Raw genomic sequence first — 17,220 nt, 5'->3', positions numbered from 1 at the left:
CGAACCCTCTTTACCCGTATTCGTTGATCTGGATCATTGCGCCAAGCCGCGCAGCGGGCAAGCCTGTTGACAGCAATTGTGGTAGGAGGATGCGATGATCACAAAGCTTTGTTTTGCAACGGCGTCAGCTCTGTTTGCCATGTCTGTCCCCCTCTGGGCGCAGGATGCAGAGAAAGGCGCCGAGCTTTACCAGCACTATTGCGCCACTTGCCATGGGATTGATGCAACCGGCCATGGGCCGATGGCCGGAGTGCTTGTCATTCAGCCGACCAACCTGAAGACACTGGCAAATGCAGACGGTGTTTTCCCTACGGCCCGCGTGGTGGGGCGGATTGACGGGCGTGATCCGTTGGTGAGCCATGGCAGTCCGATGCCAGTTTATGGCCCGTATTTCGAAGGGCAGGACACGGCGATCAAAACGCCCGATGGGCAGCCGATCCTCACCAGCCAGCCCATTGTGGATCTGGTGGAGTATCTGAAAACCCTGCAGGACGGCTAAGCGTTCAACTGCAAACGCCTTCTACCTTTGCCTCGCTCCACGGGATCGCGATGTCACGCTCGCGGCCGATCTGCGGCAGCGGGGACAGATCGAAATGTACCCCTAACATGTCGTGCAATCGTTTGGTGCGCTGCGCCTGAGGGTCTAGCGCGCGGCAGCAGACATATTCCTCTACAATCGCGCCCTGCTGTTCGAACCCGTAGGACAGGAAATCGGGCGAGGTTTCCAGATCGAACAAATACGGATCTTTGCGCCCGCCATGTTCCGCTGCGGCGCGCAGGGGGTGATAGCCTGTGGTCTCGCGGTTCTGCCATTGCCAGATATGGGTCAGTTCATGGGCCAGCAGCATGGCGGCGATCAGGTTCATCTCTTCAGGGTAGTCGGACATGTAATCCTCAAGATACCAATCGCGCGCGAAATAGACTTTGTTGAACAGGGCAACGGCGGCCGGTTTTCCGGTGACCACACCAGCCTCGACAGGGGGCAGGATACGTTCCCGACAGGCCTCGCGCGGGCGCGCTTCGCGGAAATAGGTGACTGGCACGACGGGGGCCCCTTTTACCAGCCGGACGCTATCCAGATCCAAGGTCGTGCCTTGCACCGCGCTCGCAAAGCCACGCTCCTGCTCGGTCAGGGGACGCCCGCAGGAGGACAGAAGCAAAAGGAGCATAAACAGAATGCGCAAGGCCATGAGGTCAACCCTAGTGCGTCACTTGCGTTGCGCAAGGCGATTTCACGTAGACGTGGCCGGGCCGCAGCCGGTACTTGATCTGGCACAAGACCAAATCGGCACGATACCTTTACACGGGTCGAAAGATCTATCGGAGAGTCCATGTCCAGTTGGGTGCCATTCATATCGGCATTGACGGCGTTTTTCCTAAGCCACGCCATTCCCGCGCGGGCACCGGTGCGGGCCAGATTGGTAAAGGTTCTGGGGCAAAAGGGGTATTTGCTGGCGTATTCGGCATTGTCCGTCATTGTCCTTTCATGGCTAATCGTGGCCGCAGCGAACGCGCCCTATGTCGAGGTCATCCCTCCGTGGCCTGTGCTGCGTTGGGTGCCGTTGGTCGTGATGCCGGTGGTGTGCTGGCTTGCGGTGGCCGGACTGACCATCAGTAACCCGTTTTCCTTTGGTGGGCTGGGAAAGGCGGGTTTTGATCCGGACCGCCCCGGTATTCTGCGCACCACCCGTCATCCGCTTCTGGCGGCGCTGATGCTGTGGGCCGGGACGCATCTTCTGGCGAATGGCAGTTTGTCTCATGTGATCCTGTTTAGCCTGTTCGCCGGTTTTGCCGCGCTGGGCATGACGTTGATCGACCGCCGGACGGCCCGGTCATTAGGCAAGGACTGGCCTCGCCTGTCGCGCAATACCGCACGGTTTTCGCTACGCGCGCCCTTACCTTGGCCGCCCATGCGCGTTTGGCTTGCTTCGCTTGCCGTCTTTACCGTTCTGATCGCCTTGCACGGTGCTGTGATCGGCGTCTCGCCACTTCCCTGACGCAAGGAGTGGTCGCCCCGCATATCTCGTGCTATCTGATATGCCGAAGTCTGACTTGTGAGGTCCAAAAATGCATCTGGCCTATGTTACCACCACTGATCGCGGCGCGACTGACCGCTTGTTAAGCGCCGTGGCCGCACACCTGCTGGCGCGTGGTGCCAAACTGGCGGGGGTCGTGCAGACCAACACGGAATGCACCGATAGCAGCAAATGCGATATGGATGTGCAGGTTCTGCCCGATGGCGAGACCATCCGTATCTCGCAATCCCTGGGCGAGCATGCGCGCGGCTGCCGTCTAGACCCGGCGGCGCTCGAGCAGGCTGTGGGGCAGGTCATGGCAACGCTAGCCGATGACCCGCAGCTGATGATCATCAACAAGTTCGGCAAGCATGAGGCCGACGGGCGCGGCTTCCGCCCTGTCATCGCCGAGGCGCTGGCGCAGGACATTCCTGTTCTGCTGGGCGTGAACGGGTTGAATGATGAGAAGTTTCAGGCCTTCACGGGCGGCGCGGCAGAACAACTGACCCCGGATCTTGAGGCGATTGTCAGCTGGTTCGAAAAGGTCTCAGCCCAGCGGGCGGATGCCGCCTGAGGGCAGCCTCACGTAGCGTAATGCGCTGATATCCTGACTTGTTTGGCCGTGCCTTGGCTGCAATCCTCGTTCAGGGAGGATAATATGCATGTGGACGAACTGGGCCGGGAACGAAACCGCCACCGCTCCGATTGCGCGCCCTGTGGGGTTGGAACAGCTGCGGGCGACGGTGGCGGAGCCCGCAAACGTGCGGGTCGTTGGGGCAGGGCACTCCTTTACCCCAATCGTAGGCGGGGCCGAGCGGATATTGGATCTGTCGGAGTTGCATTTGCCTACAGTTGGACCGGTCGAAGATGGGCAGGTCTGGGTCAACGCAAATGCGCGTTTGCGTGATCTTTCGCCCGCTTTGGCCGAGCAGGGTGTGGCGTTTCGCAATCTGGGCGACATCAACACGCAGTCGCTGGCTGGGGCCGCGTCCACGGCTACTCATGGCACTGGACGCACTTTACCCTGCCTCGCAGCCGAGATTACCGATGCCAAGTTCATCGGTGCGACCGGTGATATTCTAACCACCGCGCAAATCCCGTTGGAGATGGCGCAGGTGACGCTGGGCTTGCTGGGTATTCTGACCGAGGCGCGGATCAATGTCGTGCCGAAATACAATCTGCGCCGTCAGGTCTCGCTGACCGATCTGCCGGATGTCTTGGCCAAAATGCATCAGAATTGGGCCGAAAACCGGAATTTTGAGTTCTTCTATATTCCCTTCACCGGCAAAGCGGTCGAGCTGCGCCACGCCGTCACCGACGCGCCCGAAAGCAAAGCTCCACGCGATTTGGATATGCTGGCGGTCAAGGTACTGAAGCTCGCCCGAAACGCGGGGCGCTTCAGCCCCGGCCTGCGCAAGCTGTTGCTGACCCTGCTTACGCTGGCCCAATCGGATGAGGACTACGTAGGCGAAAGCTGGCGGGTGCTGTGCAGCGACAGACATATTCGGTTCAAGGAGATGGAGTATCATCTACCCGCCGATATCGCTGGTGATGTGTTGGCCGAGGTTTTTCTCCGTCTGGAGCGTGACCACAAGGACATCTATTTTCCGATCGAAGTGCGCCAGACAGCAGGTGACACAGCCTGCCTGTCACCGTTTCAGGGTGGCTCGCGGATCTCGATCGCGCTGCACACGGATGCGGGTGAAGATCACAGCCGCTATTTCAACGCTCTGGAACCGTTATTTCTCGAGGCTGGAGGGCGCCCGCATTGGGGCAAGATGCACAGTCTTTCCTACAAAGACTTGTCCGGCTTGTATCCGGATTTCGACCGGTTCTGCGCCCTGCGTGAGGAATTGGACCCACAGGGCAAATTCATGACGCCCACCTTGGCTCGGTTGTTCCGGCCATGAGCGATCCCTACCTCACCAGGTTGTCCGAGGCTTTGCGCACCCACGGGGTCGATCAGCCTGTAGTCGCAATAGACCTGGATCGGGTCGAGGCAAATTGCCGGGCAGCACAGGCCGCAGCTGACCCCGGACTGGACCGGCGCTTGGTCGCAAAATCTCTGCCTTGCCTGCCGTTGCTGGATCATATCCGCGGGCTGATCCCAAGTTCAGGCCTGATGAGCTTTTCCGAACCGATGCTGTCGGCGCTGTTGCTAGCGGAGCAAAAGACAGATCATCTGATCGGAAAACCGCTACCCGTCACCTCTGCCGCGCGTTTGTTGCAGTCTTGCCCGTACGCCGCAGACCGAGTGCAATGGCTGATCGACACCTCAGAACGCCTGCGCGAGTATCTGGCTTTGGCGGGGATAAGCCAAACGGCTCTGCGTTTGTCGCTTGAGGTGGATATTGGTCTGCATCGCGGTGGGCTGAAGGTAGATCAGGTTGCCGAACTCGCACAGGTGATCTCAGCGCATCCAAACGCGCGTTTAAGCGGGCTTATGGGTTATGAAGCGCATTTGGCGAAGCTGCCCGGTGTCCTGAAGTCGCGGGCGAGTAAGTCGAGTGCAAAGGCGTTTGCTCAAGCCGTGGCTTCTCTGCCTGAAAGCGCGAACTATTGCCTGAATACCGGTGGCAGCCTGACCTTTCAGAGCTATCACACACCCGGCCCAGCCACTGAGGTTGCGTTTGGTTCTATCCTCGTGAAGCCATCCGATTTCGACCACGCGACCACCACTGGCTTTCAACCGGCTGCGTTTCTGGCGAGCCCTGTTCTTAAAACCATGCCGTCAAACCCTCTGCCCGGATTGGAATTCCTACCCAAACGCAAAACCCATATCGCGATCTTCGGAGGGCATTTCCCCGGCCAACCCGTACACCCCGGCGGGTTCATCTATTCCTCGGTCTTCGGGCGGTCGAGCAATCAGGAGGTTTGGATCGGCCGCACTAGCCAGGCCGTCAAACCCGGTGACATCGCGTTGATCCGCCCGAGCCAGAGCGAAGCTGTTCTGAACCTATTCGGATCAGTTTTGGCGGTGCGAGAGGGGCAGGTGATCGCGGAGTGGCCATGCTTGCCGAATTGACTCCGATAGCACAGCGATACTTGCGCGATTTTTCAGCCGTTTTTCACCGCGAAGCGCATTGAATTCGCAAAGCTATGGGCGTAGTTCTCAACGCGTGCCGACCTCGGGTCGACACAGGTTGCCCGCGTGGTGGAATGGTAGACACAAGAGACTTAAAATCTCTGGGCCGGAAGGCCGTGCCGGTTCGAGTCCGGCCGCGGGTACCACACACAGCTCCTTAGACCGGATAGTCGAGCCTTGTGATCAGCTGCCAGATATCTCGGTTCAGGGTGGACAGATCTTCGACAACCTGTTCGATCTCGCGCAGGGCCTCACCATCCAGAGTATCCGTGCGACCCATTTTGATGTCTGTTTTCCGGTCCGCAATGCGCATCAGAATGGTCTTGGGGTTGCCGCTTTCTGGGTCAAACGAATAAATGCAGTGATTGAACCGGTTGCGAATGCCGGACAGTTTTCCAAGCCGTTTGGTGTGCTCCAGGATCGGGTCCCGAATGCCCTCGGGGCGGCCATCCATTTTCGCGAGCCGCTCAACCAAATCAATCCGGGCGCGGGTCGTGTTCAGGGTCAGAAAGATGATAACGGCGGCATCTTTGCTGGTGCCTGCCAGACCCGCAATTAGGTGGATCAGCAGGCTTTCGGTGTTGGTCCACATATAGTTTAACCGCCCCACCAACAGGATAAGCCGGTCAAACCGTTCTTCCACGAGATCAGCCAACACGGGGGCTTTGCGCATCAAAAGGCGCAACCTCGAAATAGAAATGAGCGGCGGCGGTCCGGTTGCTGACCCCGATCTTGCCGACCACGTTATGCATATGCAACTTGACGGTATGTTCCGTAATCCCCAGCCCGGCGGCGATGACCTTGTTGCTCTGACCTTGAGACACCAACCTGAGGACCTCTTTTTCCCGTTTTGTCAGCCTGTCGAAGAGTTCAACCCGTTGTGTGTCGGCGGGCTTGGGCGTTACAGATGATGCCGGTGCCTTGCAGGGGTTCGCTTGGGGGCCCGCGACACAATCCGCGAGGAAGCTGGGCAGGTGAAGCTGCTCATGCATCAGCAGCCTCAAGATTGATCGCCACACGTCAGGGGCGACGTTCATAGGCAGAAAGCCGATCTCGCCGTACCGGCCGCGATCCCAGCGTTCAAACAGATGCCGTGCTGCGGCGTCCTTGCGATAAGAAAACGCGAGGCATCCAAACGGAACCTGTGCCGCGTATTTACTTGGCCGTTCCAGCAGATCCTCCAGCATGACCTGATCTACGACGAGAACGCGGCTATCCTTTGCTTTGGTAGATGTTAGGTCGTCCAGTGAATCGAAACGAGATGCACGAACGTCAAACTCGTTCTGGACGCTTCTGAGGGTTTGATTGGAGAGAAAAAGCTCTCGACCAATAAAGTGAATTGAAAGGTCTTCGGTCTTGGTATTCTGGTAGGCGTAGTCACGCTCAGACGAGTCAATCATTACTGTCCCCCCACTAAAAAACCGAACTGCAATTCGCAGTTTTTCACACAAGTAATTCGGGCAGTTCGAAAGCCGAAATAGTCTTAAAAATATAGACTTATTGTAGATGAAATGTAGGGGGGCAGCAACCGGATATTCGGATTTGATACTTGGTCCTAGAACCATTGATTAGGGTTGTGTTCCGGTGATTTCGGGTAAGTAGAGGGAATTCAACGGCTTCTTTCGTCTAAGCCCAATTGGTAGGGTTTTAGGTCGGATTTTTTAGCGAAAACTCCGACCACTCCCGCAATATCCCCGGATTTCAACAGGCTAGACGTTCTAGAGCTTTTCGATAGCTTGGCAGCTTTGTCAAAGGCTGCGACGCTTCCTCTACTTCAGATTGCGAAGGTTTTTCCTTTAACGCCCGCTTTTCGCGCATTTTCGCGAATCTCTTTTCAGCGGGGACGTCGGCTTAGCCGGGAAAGGAGGTGCAGAAAGCTCGGAACCAACAGACCGCAGGGTTATGCGTTCAGGCATACCGTGCGGATTTTTGTTTCAACCGCACGAGTAACCACCTTTGAGATGAATGGTGGTCAGGTGCGCCAATAGAGTGGAAATCAATATGTCTGACCGTAGAATTCTATCCCCAGTCACAACCGTCGAAGAAATTGATGTCGAAGACATGGACCCGGTCGTTGAAGACCCGGGTGTTGAAGATCCTGAATTGGAGATGGCTGAAAACGCCCAACAGCAGCAACAGCAACAACAACAGTCTGTCGACAACACAAACGGCGGTGACGACAGCAACACCAATGGTGGCAACGACAGTAACACCAATGGCGGCAATGACAGCAATACGAACGGTGGTAACGACAGCAACACCAATGGTGGTAACGACAGCAATACCGTTCGCGACAATGGCAACAGCACCAATGACAATGTGAACCGGGTCGATATCGACTTTGGTGAAGGCGAGTGGATTCCGCGCGACGACGACAAGGTTGACGTGGACATCGGCGACGATGCCTCGACCGGTGACGTGATCACGGCCGGAGACGACGTGAACTATGATCCCGGTGACGATCTGAATCTGGATATTTCGTTGAACGGCGAAGGCAATGACATGGCCTCGTTCAACAACCAGTATGCCAGCCTGACGGACAATGACACGCTGAACGGTGCGACCGTGTCCAACTCCGGTACCTTCGAACAGAATGGTGATGCCAATGGCGGCACCGCGACTGCAGAAGAGGGTATCGACACATCGTCCGATGGTGGAGCGTCAGGCAGCGGTGGCACCAGTCATGGCGGTGATGCGTGGGGTGATACCCATGGCAGCACTTCTATGGCCCTCGGTGGCCACTCCGGAGATGCGAACGGCGCGGCAACCGGTGGTGCGGGCGCAAGCTCGGGCGAGGCGCATAACGGCAGCCTCGGTCTCGGCTTGTCCGGTGCGCATGCGGATGGCACTGGTACTGGCGCAGCAGGCGGCAATGCCAACAGCAACTCGACCGCGAATAATACCGGGTCGTCCAGCGCAAGTGGCTCCGGGAATGGCGGAGAAGGTGGCGCGGCCGGATCTCTTGGTCTTGGCTTGGGTCTTGGCCTGTCTGGTTCGAACGCTGACGGCAACGCCAACGGCGGCGACAATACGTCTGGCTCGCTAGGAACCGGCCTTGGTCTTGCAGGAACAGATGCATCCGCACAAGGCTCGAATGCTGGCAGTGGTAATGCGCAATCCAATGGGACAGCGGACAACACAAGCTCTGGCAGCAACCAAGCCAATGGCGCTACCGCTGGTAGCAATAATGCTGCGGGTATCGCGGGCTCTGGCGCTCTTGGTGCCAATGACGCAGATGGCGGCAATGGTCCGGGCGGCGCAGGCTCTGGTGGTACTGGAACCGGTGGTAATGGTCCGGGCGGTGCCGGGACTGGCGGCAACGGGCCGGGCGGAGCTGGCACTGGCGGTAACGGACCGGGTGGTTCGGGTACCGGTGGTAACGGACCGGGCGGCACAGGTTCGGGCGGTAATGGTCCGGGCGGCGCTGGCCCAGGTGGCACAGGCTCTGGCGGAACTTCTGGCACAGCCGAAGGCGCATTGTCTGCGCTGAACCAGCAAAATCTGGGTCTTGGCCTGAATCTCGCCGATCCTGATCCGACAACGGGCGGCGGCGGCACAGCCGGCGATGCAACCGGAACCGGTGGTACCGGAACGGGCGGCGCAGGCTCTGGTGGCAATGGCCCCGGTGGCGCAGGGTCGGGCGGTAACGGCCCAGGCGGCACGGGTGCTGGTGGCAATGGTCCTGGTGGAGCCGGTTCGGGCGGCAATGGTCCGGGCGGTGCAGGTACCGGCGGCATGGGCTCAGGCGGGAATGGTCCCGGCGGCGCAGGTGCCGGTGGCGCAGGCGGAGGCCGCGTTGACACAAGTTCGGACGCGCAAGGCGTTGGTGATCAGTCTGCGACAGGTCCTGACATCTCGCAAAGCCCGGGTGACGTGACAGGTGCGACCAACAACCTGCAAACCCCCGATGGTTCGGGTGGCGCCGGTGGCAGCAATGCGACCGATGGCACGGCCGAAGCAACCGGAACCGGTGAATCGACAGCCGAAGGTACTGGTGGCGCAGGTGGTATGACCTCGCCGACGTCGACATCGACCGGTAGTGGTGCTGGATCTGCGGATGCGACCAACACTGCTGGCGATGGTGGTGACAACGAGGTGTTTGCAGAAGCTGACACCGATGGAACCGCTGACAGTCTGGCCGAAGCGATTGCCGGTTATGGCGGTGCTGGGTCTGCTGACAACGACGCAACCTCGACCGGTACCGGCAGCGCGACAGGTTCGGCCATGTCCGGTGACGGCGGCTATGGTGGCGCGGCCACAGCGGCTGGCGGCACCAGCGGCGCGGTCATGGGAAGCTCGACCGGCGGCATGACAAACGGTGCAACCAATACCGGTGGCGAGGCCTCGGGCGCCAATTCTGGCGCAGGTGGTGCAGGCGGAAACGCCGGTACCTGGGGCTCCGACAACGGTGGCGATGGCATCGTGAACGGCGAATCCTACGCATCGGCTGCGGCAGTTGTCGATACGGCAGCGTTCAACCAGTCAATCGTCATGGGCGCAAACGTCCTTGGTAACTCGGTCGATACGACCATGGTGGGCGGCTCGATGACGTCGTCCTACGCCAGCGACGATACCGAGGTCTAAGACCCGTTTCGGGCTCTGCCATTTTCAGAGCCCGAGCTTTTTTCAAAACCGCCGGGGGCGCGCCAAGTGGCCCCGGCTTAGCAAACCCAAAGCGGAAATTTTCGGCCGTAGCGGGTGACAAGGAACCTTAATATGTCCCTCGACAGTATTACTGAAACGATTGCACATTTTGTTGGAACTTTTGAGCTGACAATCGAACAAGGACGATTGAGAGACCAGTATGAAGAGTTCACCGCGCTTCGGCGGAAAGTCGAACTTGAAGATCTGTCAGACCCCACAAGAATTGAGGTCAAGGCCACGTTGAAGGCCGATCCGGGCAACTATGCCCCGATCCCTTTCAAATTCAACACACCTCCGGCCGAGCTGCCGCCACCACCCCCGGCAAACGGCCCGAACTATGAGACAAACATTTTCCTCGATCCACCAGAGGGTCCTTCTGAGGCGGTACGCGAGGCGGCATTGGGGCCGGCAGATGCGCCGCCTTTGATGCTGTTTCAGTTTCAGAACGAACTGATAGGGTCAGCAGTCACCTACACGTTCCAGACACTGTTCCTGCGCGACAATGACGTTGTCGGAGAAGGGGAGTTCCGCGATGTCGAGGCCCTGATAAGTGCAGGGCAGGACATGCTCGAGGCCGCGCTGACATTCCATGCGGTCGCTGCGCCGTCCTTTGCGTTGGCCGATTATGCGTCGCTTGAACTGCTCTCGGAGATTGCCGAGCAGATTGTGAACCCGATGAACTCCGAGATCGAAGGTGTCACGGTTCACCAATTCCACGGCGAAGACGCCGTTGGTGTGATCATAAACGGCGAAAAGGTTGAAGAGGCCCTGGAATGGGACGACCTGCTTCCCGCCTATCACCAACCAGATGAGGAAACCGAAACGCTGGATATGCTGCCCGTGGAATGGGACCGGTCGGGTGACGAAGAATTTGCCGACGGCCATATGCTCATCGCGGGCGGCAACCTTGCGGTCAACGAAGTGGCGGCAACGATTGCCTGGATTGATGCGCCCTACATAGCCGTAGGCGGCAAGGCGATGGATCTGACCGTGATCAGCCAGGTTGCTGTGATTTCCGACTGGGACCAGATCGAACAAGGCGGGAGCAGCGGAACCAAGGTGGTGCAGTCAGCCTCGGTCGGCGTTGAAGCGAAAGCCGCCTATTGGCTGAACCAGGCCGAGGGGGGCGAAGGGCAACCCGCCTTTGCCTCGGTCGATTGGATCAGTGGCGATCTGGTCGTTGCGAATTTCATCAAACAAGAGATCGACGCCACGGATATCGACCACATCCAGGCCGAAATCTCGGCCAGCACGACGCTTTATGCGATGGGCGACAATCAGATGGTCAATGTCACCGATATTGTCCAGCTGGGCAGCTACTATGATGTGATCATGATCGGCGGCAACATGATCTCGGTCGATATGCTGTTCCAGACCAACGTATTGATGGATGACGACGTCGTAACCGGCGGCTCGATCTCAGCGCAGGGTGATGAAAACCTTGTCATGAACGAGGCCTCCGTGTCGAAGACAGGCGAGGACAGCCACAAGGTGCTGCACCAGGATATGGCCAATGCCATGGCGCTTGGTGAAGCGGACATGGACGCGCTTGAGGACGCATTGCTTAACGATCCCATGTTCGCTGGGATGGAGCAGATCCGTGCCCTGAAAATTGAGGGCGATCTGATGCAGGTCAACATCATGGAACAGGTCACCATGCTGCTGGATCAGGACGATGTGCATGTGTCTGGGCCCAAGGCTGCCGAGACGGAAATCATCGCGGGCAGCAATGCCCTGCTGAATGCGGCGAATGTTGCCAAGGCCGGGATCGACTCGGTGGTGATGGCGGCTGAGGAAACCTATTCCGATCTGCTACTGCATCAGGCCAGCCTGTATGATGTGCCGGATCAGGAGGGCGTCTCGGATCTGACAAATGACGCCATCGCCGTGTTGATGGAAGAGGCCAACAGCGAGCTGGCCAAGATCCACGAAACCGTCGCCAAACAAACAGCCCCGACCGAGATGGCGTGCGCTGACGACGGCCTGCAGACCATGCTGGCCTGATTTCCTGTAATTTTAGCGAGTGACCGGAAGGTTAGTTTATGTCGATTGTGTTTTCGTCGCGCCGCTCCATCTGTTCCAGCCCTTTGGATCGAAATGGCGGCGTTGCCGTGTCCGAGGCGCCGCGTACCGAAAAGGGATCGAATACGCAGCAAGAACCCAAAGATTCAGCCTTGCTTCTGCTGCATGATGCGCTGCGCGTCGATACGCCAGACGCGTCGCGGGGCAAGGAGCAAATGGTAGCTAAGTCTTGTACTGCAGAACCGAAGAACACTCACCGCGCCGATTCTCCCCTTCGGCGCGAACAGCCGCAACCTTCGCAAGATACGACTCCTGAAGGTGGCGGCGCTGGGGTGGCCGAAGCCGAGGCCTCTGATCCTGTTGACACCAACATACCCAAAGCGCGTAAGACCCCCTCTGCGCGCACAGATGGTGGGGATCGCATAGGCACTACGATTGAGGCCAAGGCAAACGAGCCGTTGCCGCCGACCAAATCTGGCGGTGGTGACGGCAATGGGCCACCCCACACCTTTCACAAGCGAACCCCGCCCGAGGATTTCCGGCGCACGTTGCGGGTCTCGATGCGCGCGATCTACCGCAATCTGGTGTTCGTTCTGGTGTTGACCTGCGCCACCAATATTCTGATCCTCGCCATTCCTATCTACCTGTTTCAGATCAGCGACCGGGTCCTGACCAGCCGATCATTGGATACGCTGATCATGCTGACCACGATTGTTGCCGGAGCGGTGATCTTTCAGGCGGCATTTGATGCGGTCCGTCGGTTCATGCTGATGCGCACGGCGGTCGAAGTGGCCGCACGGTTGGGCGCCCCGGTGCTGAGTGCTGCGGCCCATGCCTCGCTTCACGGCAATGGACGCGAGTATCAGACCCTTGGGGATCTGCAGCAGGTGCGTGGTTTCTTGGTCTCGGGCACGTTGATCTCATTTCTGGATGTGCCTTTTGCACCTCTTTTCATCCTGATGATATTTCTGGTGCATCCGCAGCTTGGCATGATCGTGGTGGTGACGGCCCTGCTCCTGATGACGATTGCCCTGATCAACCAGAAAACGACCGCGAAACCGTTTGCTGAGGCGAACAAGGCCCAATCCATGGCGAACCAGCATCTGGATTCGATGTCGCGCAATAGCCAGATCATCAACGCGCTGGCGATGATCCCCGAGGCCGTTCGGATCTGGGGCCGCGACACTGCGCAATCTCTGACATGGCAGGTGCGTGCGCAGGATCGCAACGTGATCTTCGCCGCTATTTCGCGCGCGGTACGCCTGCTGACTCAGATCGCCATCCTGGGGTGGGGGGCGTTTCTGGCCCTGCAAGGCGAGATCACCGGTGGCATGGTCATCGCAGCCTCGATCATCGCCGGGCGTGCCTTTGCACCGATTGAAGGCTCGATTGAGGGGTGGAACGGCTTCCTTCTGACCCGCGGAGCCTATGGGCGGATCAACGCGCTCCTGTCCAATTCCGCGCTTCAGTTCGAAAAACTGCGCTTGCCGCGTCCCGAAGGACGGCTGGATGTTGAACGCCTTCTCTATGTGCCCGGAGGGACCAAACGCGTCGTGCTGAACGGGATCACCTTCGCGCTCAATCCCGGTGAGACGCTGGCGATCATCGGTAATTCCGGCGCGGGCAAGACGACGCTGGGTAAGACGCTTGTGGGGTCGATCCTGCCGACTTCGGGCAGCGTGCGACTGGACCTAATGGACATCCGCAACTGGGACCCGCGCCAGTTTGGCGAAAGCATCGGCTACCTGCCGCAGGACGTGCAGCTGTTCCCCGGCACCATCAAGGACAATATCGGCCGGATGCGAGAGGATGCGACGGACGAACAAATCCACGACGCTGCCGTTCTGGCCGATGTCCACAACATGATCGCAACCCTGCCGCAAGGATATGAAACCGTTGTCGCCGCTGACGGTTCGCCCCTGTCGGGCGGGCAGAAACAGCGCATTGCGCTGGCGCGCGCCTTCTTTGGCAATCCGCGTCTGGTGGTGTTGGATGAGCCGAACTCGAACCTCGACGTCGCGGGGGATCAAGCGCTGGCGCGGGCGATAGCTCAGGCCAAGGACAGCAAGATCACAGTCGTTGTGATTACGCAAAAGCCGACACTTCTGAATGTGGTGGACAAGATCATGCTGCTGACCGATGGGCGCGTCGCATTGTTCGGCCAGCGTGAACAGGTGCTGCAGCAACTGAATGCGCCACGAAAACAACCCGGCATTGAAGGCCAGCAGGGGGGCTGATCATGAACGATATCGTACCCGTCAATACGTCTCCGTCCGAGCCAACTGTCTGGTATTCAGAAGTGCCGCGCTCAATCAATCGTCTGATCGTGGTGGGGTTCGTGATGCTTGTCGTATGCTTCGGTGGCTTCGGCGTCTGGGCCTTCAGCGCGCCACTGGCGGCGGCCGTCATCGCACAGGGCAGCTTTGTCGCAACCGGCCGCAACAAGATCGTCCAGCACCTTGAGGGTGGGATCATCGAGGATATCAAAGTCTCGGAAGGTGAGGCCGTGCAGGCCGGTCAGGTACTGATGACGCTGGACCAGACATCGGCCGAGGCCAATGAGAGAGAGCTGTTTATCCGCAAAATCCGCCTGCAAGCCATGACCGAGCGGTTGCTGGCGGAATATGGCGAGCGCGAAAAGCTCAACTTCTCCCCCGACCTGATCGAGGCGTCAAATGATGTTGAGGTGATGACGATCCTCGATGGCCAACGGCTCAGCTTTGATGTCTCGCGCAAAACGCTGCTGAACGATGTCGCGCTTCTGGCGCGCAACATGGAGGCCTTAAGGATCCGCGCCAGCGGGTTTGAGGCTCAGTTGAAAAGCATGCAGAGACGCTCGGAGATCCTGCAAGAAGAGTTCGAGACAAAAGAAGCCTTGTTCGAAAAAGGATTGGTGCGCAAAGGCGATCTCAATACGATCCGCCGTGTTCAGGCCGAGGCCGATGGCCAGCAGGCCCGCCTGCAGGCCGAAGCAGCCGAGATCAACCAGATGCTGTTGAAATACGAGGAACAGATCTCACGCACCCGTTCAGCCTATCGCGAGGCTGCGCTGGATGAGTTGGGTGTGATCGAAGCCGACCTTGAAAGTGTGCGTGAGAAATCCCGACAAGCCCGCAGCGTTCTGGCCCGCGCGGTCGTGCGCGCGCCCGTCACCGGGACAGTTGTGCGCCTGCACTATCACACACCCGGCGGCGTGATCGAAACCGGCGAGCCCATCGCCGAGATCCTGCCCGCCGACGCTCCGCTGATCATCGAAGCGCAAATTCCCCGCACCGAGATTGACAGCGTCGTCACTGGCCAGGACGCGACGGTGCGCCTGATCGCGCTCAATCAGCGCACAACCCCGGTTCTGAGCGGTCAGGTCTTCTATGTCTCAGCCGACGCGCTGGTCGAGGATTCCCAAGGCGTCCCGCAAGAGGTCTATCTGGCGCGCATCTCCCTGACACCCGAAGAATTGAAACGCGTCCGGGGGTTCGTGCCCACTCCGGGTATGCCGGCCGAGATCATGATCCAGACCGAAGAACGCACCTTCGCCGCCTATATCGCCAAACCAGTCTCAGACAGCATGTCTCGGGCATTTCGAGAGCAATAGTTTGATTTGGCTACACCAACCCGTCGTCGCATGCTAATCCTCGCATGTGTAGGCAAAAGGGGGCGGTGCAAATGCCACTAACAGTGAAGGATATGATGGAGGCGGCCAATGCGGTGGTCGCGCGCATCGAAGTGGATCAAGCCAAGGCGATGATCGAGGGCGGAGCGCTTCTGCTGGATGTCCGCGACGTGGTCGAGCTTCAGCAGTCGGGACGCGCAACCGGCGCGCATCACATCCCACGCGGCATGCTTGAGTTCCGTGCCGATGAAACGCTGAAATCCCATGACCCCGAGCTGCGGAAAGACCGGGCCATTATCCTCTATTGCGCCGCCGGAGGGCGCGCGGCGCTGGCAGGGAAGCTCCTCAAGGATATGGGCTATGACAAGGTCTACAACCTTGGCGGTCTGGCTGATTGGGTCAATGGCGGCGGCGAGACTGTGTCCGCCTAAAGGCGCAGGTTATGCGTTCAGGAAAGCCCTGACGGCGGCCTCAAATTCACGGGGCTTTTCGGCATGCAGCCAATGTCCGGCTCCGGGGATTTTGGCAAAACGCGCGGCGGGAAACAGGGCTTTGATCTTGTCGCGGTGTTCGGGCAGAACATAGTCAGAATTGGCCCCGGCCAGAAACAGCGCCAGGCCATCCCAATGTCCGTCTATTTCGGGGAACCCCATGATCTTGGGCATCTCGGACGCCAGAGCATCAAGGTTCAAAAGCCAGCGTTTCCCCTCGATATCCAGTGATTGGGTAAAGAAGCTCTGTAAAGCTTGATCAACCCCTTGTTCTGCCAGCTGTTCCGCCGCGTCCGACCGGCGCGTGACCCGCGAGAAATCGACCGCGCGCATCGCCTCGATGAACTGGATCTGGCTATGGCCGTAGGTCACCGGCGCAATGTCGGCGACCACCAGTTTGCGAACCATATCCCCGTGTTGCAAAGCCAGCATCATGGCGGCCTTACCCCCCATCGAATGCCCCACCACATCGGCTGATCCGCCAAGGCTCTTGATCACTTCCGCCAGATCGGACGCGAGATCGGGATAGCCATGCTCATCGCTCCACAGGCTCTGAGAGTGGTTGCGCATGTCGACGGTAATCACCTGTCGCTCGTCGGAAAGACGCCGCGCGATAACGCTCCAGTTGCGGGCCGAGCCATAAAGCCCGTGCGCAATCAACAGGGGAGGGGTGTCCGTCGGGTCGCCATGGATGATCGTATTCAGCATAGTCTTGTGATACGCGCGACTGCATCGAACAACCAGCCCCATTGTCGCCCCAGTGCAGGGCGGTTAAGTTGTCCTGTCAGGAGGCGCAGATGACGCAGGAAACAGATATCCAGACCCAGATCGCGCAGACCATTCAGTTGCTGCGCAAGAAACTGGGGGTCAAGGACAAGACGCTGATCGCCTCGGTGCGCCGCGCCAAGCGACGTTTGCCGCGCAGTGTTTACAAGCAGGCCATGGTGTTGGCGCAAGCCGAACCGATGGCAGAACATCCGAAACTGCGTCTGGTTCTGGACGGGCCGAAGCTTGAGAAAGCCTCGGATGAGGTGCAGAGCCATCTGAATGCTATCAATTTGGCGGACCGTCGATTGGGATGGTTTCTGAGTTTTCTTGGGTCGGTCGCGTTGGGCCTGATCGCTTTAGCGGCAGTTACGATGATTGTGCTGCGCTGGCGCGGGTTCATCTGACTCAAACTTTATTGCAACGAAAAACGGCGCCGTGGGTGGCGCCGTTTTCTTTTTGTATAACCGAGAAGAATTACAAGTTCGGATAGATAGGGAAGCGGGCGCAGAGGTCGGCGACTTCTGCTTTGACCTTGGCCTCGACCTCGGCATTGCCGTCTTCGCCATTGGCGGCGAGACCGTCGAC

The 17,220-nt window shown here is 58.9% G+C and carries 15 protein-coding genes and 1 tRNA gene; 12 read left to right on the top strand and 4 right to left on the bottom strand.

Going from position 1 to position 17,220, the window contains the following annotated elements; genetic code table 11:
• Positions 1 to 139 precede the first annotated feature (139 nt).
• Positions 140 to 499: a c-type cytochrome gene (locus ACR0NO_RS06560; protein ID WP_480723394.1), complete on the top strand. Its 360-nt coding sequence runs from the start codon at positions 140 to 142 to the stop codon at positions 497 to 499.
• Positions 500 to 503: 4 nt separating this feature from the next.
• On the opposite strand, the gene ACR0NO_RS06555 is transcribed toward ACR0NO_RS06560, so the two are convergent.
• Positions 504 to 1,169, bottom strand: coding sequence for a hypothetical protein (locus tag ACR0NO_RS06555; RefSeq protein WP_480723393.1), 666 nt, complete (start codon positions 1,167 to 1,169; stop codon positions 504 to 506).
• A 162-nt stretch (positions 1,170 to 1,331) separates the two neighbouring features.
• Between ACR0NO_RS06555 and ACR0NO_RS06550 the strand changes: the two genes are divergently transcribed.
• The 5 genes from ACR0NO_RS06550 (at position 1,332) to ACR0NO_RS06530 (ending at position 5,246) form a co-directional block, all read left to right on the top strand.
• Positions 1,332 to 1,997, top strand: a complete 666-nt coding sequence (locus tag ACR0NO_RS06550; RefSeq protein WP_480723392.1) for an NnrU family protein — start codon at positions 1,332 to 1,334, stop codon at positions 1,995 to 1,997.
• A gap of 70 nt (positions 1,998 to 2,067) precedes the next feature.
• Complete coding sequence (locus tag ACR0NO_RS06545) at positions 2,068 to 2,589, top strand: DUF2478 domain-containing protein (RefSeq protein ID WP_480723391.1); 522 nt, start codon at positions 2,068 to 2,070, stop codon at positions 2,587 to 2,589.
• A gap of 88 nt (positions 2,590 to 2,677) precedes the next feature.
• Positions 2,678 to 3,925, top strand: a complete 1,248-nt coding sequence (locus ACR0NO_RS06540; RefSeq protein WP_480723390.1) for a D-arabinono-1,4-lactone oxidase — start codon at positions 2,678 to 2,680, stop codon at positions 3,923 to 3,925.
• Positions 3,922 to 5,040, top strand: a complete 1,119-nt coding sequence (locus ACR0NO_RS06535) for an alanine racemase (RefSeq protein WP_480723389.1) — start codon at positions 3,922 to 3,924, stop codon at positions 5,038 to 5,040. Before ACR0NO_RS06540 ends, ACR0NO_RS06535 begins: the two co-directional genes overlap by 4 nt.
• 120 nt (positions 5,041 to 5,160) lie before the next feature.
• Positions 5,161 to 5,246: transfer RNA gene (locus ACR0NO_RS06530), tRNA-Leu, on the top strand.
• Between the two features lie 11 nt (positions 5,247 to 5,257).
• Here the strand turns inward: ACR0NO_RS06530 and ACR0NO_RS06525 are convergent.
• Both ACR0NO_RS06525 and ACR0NO_RS06520 read right to left on the bottom strand, forming a co-directional pair.
• Complete coding sequence (locus tag ACR0NO_RS06525) at positions 5,258 to 5,773, bottom strand: hypothetical protein (RefSeq protein ID WP_170471745.1); 516 nt, start codon at positions 5,771 to 5,773, stop codon at positions 5,258 to 5,260.
• Positions 5,748 to 6,551 (bottom strand): helix-turn-helix domain-containing protein, encoded by an 804-nt coding sequence (locus ACR0NO_RS06520; RefSeq protein WP_480723388.1) that lies wholly within the window; start codon positions 6,549 to 6,551, stop codon positions 5,748 to 5,750. The genes ACR0NO_RS06525 and ACR0NO_RS06520 overlap by 26 nt, the downstream gene beginning before the upstream one ends.
• A gap of 550 nt (positions 6,552 to 7,101) precedes the next feature.
• Between ACR0NO_RS06520 and ACR0NO_RS06515 the strand changes: the two genes are divergently transcribed.
• The 5 genes from ACR0NO_RS06515 (at position 7,102) to ACR0NO_RS06495 (ending at position 15,807) form a co-directional block, all read left to right on the top strand.
• Positions 7,102 to 9,684 (top strand): beta strand repeat-containing protein, encoded by a 2,583-nt coding sequence (locus ACR0NO_RS06515; RefSeq protein ID WP_480723387.1) that lies wholly within the window; start codon positions 7,102 to 7,104, stop codon positions 9,682 to 9,684.
• Between the two features lie 132 nt (positions 9,685 to 9,816).
• Positions 9,817 to 11,748, top strand: a complete 1,932-nt coding sequence (locus ACR0NO_RS06510) for a type I secretion protein (RefSeq protein WP_480723386.1) — start codon at positions 9,817 to 9,819, stop codon at positions 11,746 to 11,748.
• A gap of 233 nt (positions 11,749 to 11,981) precedes the next feature.
• Positions 11,982 to 14,003, top strand: coding sequence for a type I secretion system permease/ATPase (locus ACR0NO_RS06505; protein ID WP_480723611.1), 2,022 nt, complete (start codon positions 11,982 to 11,984; stop codon positions 14,001 to 14,003).
• A gap of 2 nt (positions 14,004 to 14,005) precedes the next feature.
• Positions 14,006 to 15,358, top strand: coding sequence for an HlyD family type I secretion periplasmic adaptor subunit (locus tag ACR0NO_RS06500; protein WP_170378100.1), 1,353 nt, complete (start codon positions 14,006 to 14,008; stop codon positions 15,356 to 15,358).
• 71 nt (positions 15,359 to 15,429) lie between these two features.
• Positions 15,430 to 15,807: a rhodanese-like domain-containing protein gene (locus ACR0NO_RS06495; protein WP_480723385.1), complete on the top strand. Its 378-nt coding sequence runs from the start codon at positions 15,430 to 15,432 to the stop codon at positions 15,805 to 15,807.
• A 9-nt stretch (positions 15,808 to 15,816) separates the two neighbouring features.
• Here the strand turns inward: ACR0NO_RS06495 and ACR0NO_RS06490 are convergent, their stop codons facing one another.
• Complete coding sequence (locus tag ACR0NO_RS06490; protein ID WP_480723384.1) at positions 15,817 to 16,575, bottom strand: alpha/beta fold hydrolase; 759 nt, start codon at positions 16,573 to 16,575, stop codon at positions 15,817 to 15,819.
• Between the two features lie 89 nt (positions 16,576 to 16,664).
• Here ACR0NO_RS06490 and ACR0NO_RS06485 point away from each other — a divergent pair, with 89 nt between their 5' ends.
• Complete coding sequence (locus ACR0NO_RS06485; protein ID WP_480723383.1) at positions 16,665 to 17,039, top strand: hypothetical protein; 375 nt, start codon at positions 16,665 to 16,667, stop codon at positions 17,037 to 17,039.
• The last annotated feature ends 181 nt before the right edge of the window (positions 17,040 to 17,220 follow it).

Source organism: Ruegeria sp. CL3 (assembly GCF_056536505.1).
This window is presented reverse-complemented; position numbering and strand designations above follow the sequence as displayed.

Excerpts from the sequence above, each read along its gene's own strand:
- ACR0NO_RS06560 (WP_480723394.1), top strand. The coding sequence starts at position 140 with ATGTCTGTCCCCCTCTGGGCGCAGGATGCAGAGAAAGGCGCCGAGCTT.
- ACR0NO_RS06555 (WP_480723393.1), bottom strand. The coding sequence starts at position 1,169 with ATGCTCCTTTTGCTTCTGTCCTCCTGCGGGCGTCCCCTGACCGAGCAG.
- ACR0NO_RS06550 (WP_480723392.1), top strand. The coding sequence starts at position 1,332 with ATGTCCAGTTGGGTGCCATTCATATCGGCATTGACGGCGTTTTTCCTA.
- ACR0NO_RS06545 (WP_480723391.1), top strand. The coding sequence starts at position 2,068 with ATGCATCTGGCCTATGTTACCACCACTGATCGCGGCGCGACTGACCGC.
- ACR0NO_RS06540 (WP_480723390.1), top strand. The coding sequence starts at position 2,678 with ATGTGGACGAACTGGGCCGGGAACGAAACCGCCACCGCTCCGATTGCG.
- ACR0NO_RS06535 (WP_480723389.1), top strand. The coding sequence starts at position 3,922 with ATGAGCGATCCCTACCTCACCAGGTTGTCCGAGGCTTTGCGCACCCAC.
- ACR0NO_RS06525 (WP_170471745.1), bottom strand. The coding sequence starts at position 5,773 with ATGCGCAAAGCCCCCGTGTTGGCTGATCTCGTGGAAGAACGGTTTGAC.
- ACR0NO_RS06515 (WP_480723387.1), top strand. The coding sequence starts at position 7,102 with ATGTCTGACCGTAGAATTCTATCCCCAGTCACAACCGTCGAAGAAATT.
- ACR0NO_RS06510 (WP_480723386.1), top strand. The coding sequence starts at position 9,817 with ATGTCCCTCGACAGTATTACTGAAACGATTGCACATTTTGTTGGAACT.
- ACR0NO_RS06505 (WP_480723611.1), top strand. The coding sequence starts at position 11,982 with ATGGTAGCTAAGTCTTGTACTGCAGAACCGAAGAACACTCACCGCGCC.
- ACR0NO_RS06500 (WP_170378100.1), top strand. The coding sequence starts at position 14,006 with ATGAACGATATCGTACCCGTCAATACGTCTCCGTCCGAGCCAACTGTC.
- ACR0NO_RS06495 (WP_480723385.1), top strand. The coding sequence starts at position 15,430 with ATGCCACTAACAGTGAAGGATATGATGGAGGCGGCCAATGCGGTGGTC.
- ACR0NO_RS06490 (WP_480723384.1), bottom strand. The coding sequence starts at position 16,575 with ATGCTGAATACGATCATCCATGGCGACCCGACGGACACCCCTCCCCTG.
- ACR0NO_RS06485 (WP_480723383.1), top strand. The coding sequence starts at position 16,665 with ATGACGCAGGAAACAGATATCCAGACCCAGATCGCGCAGACCATTCAG.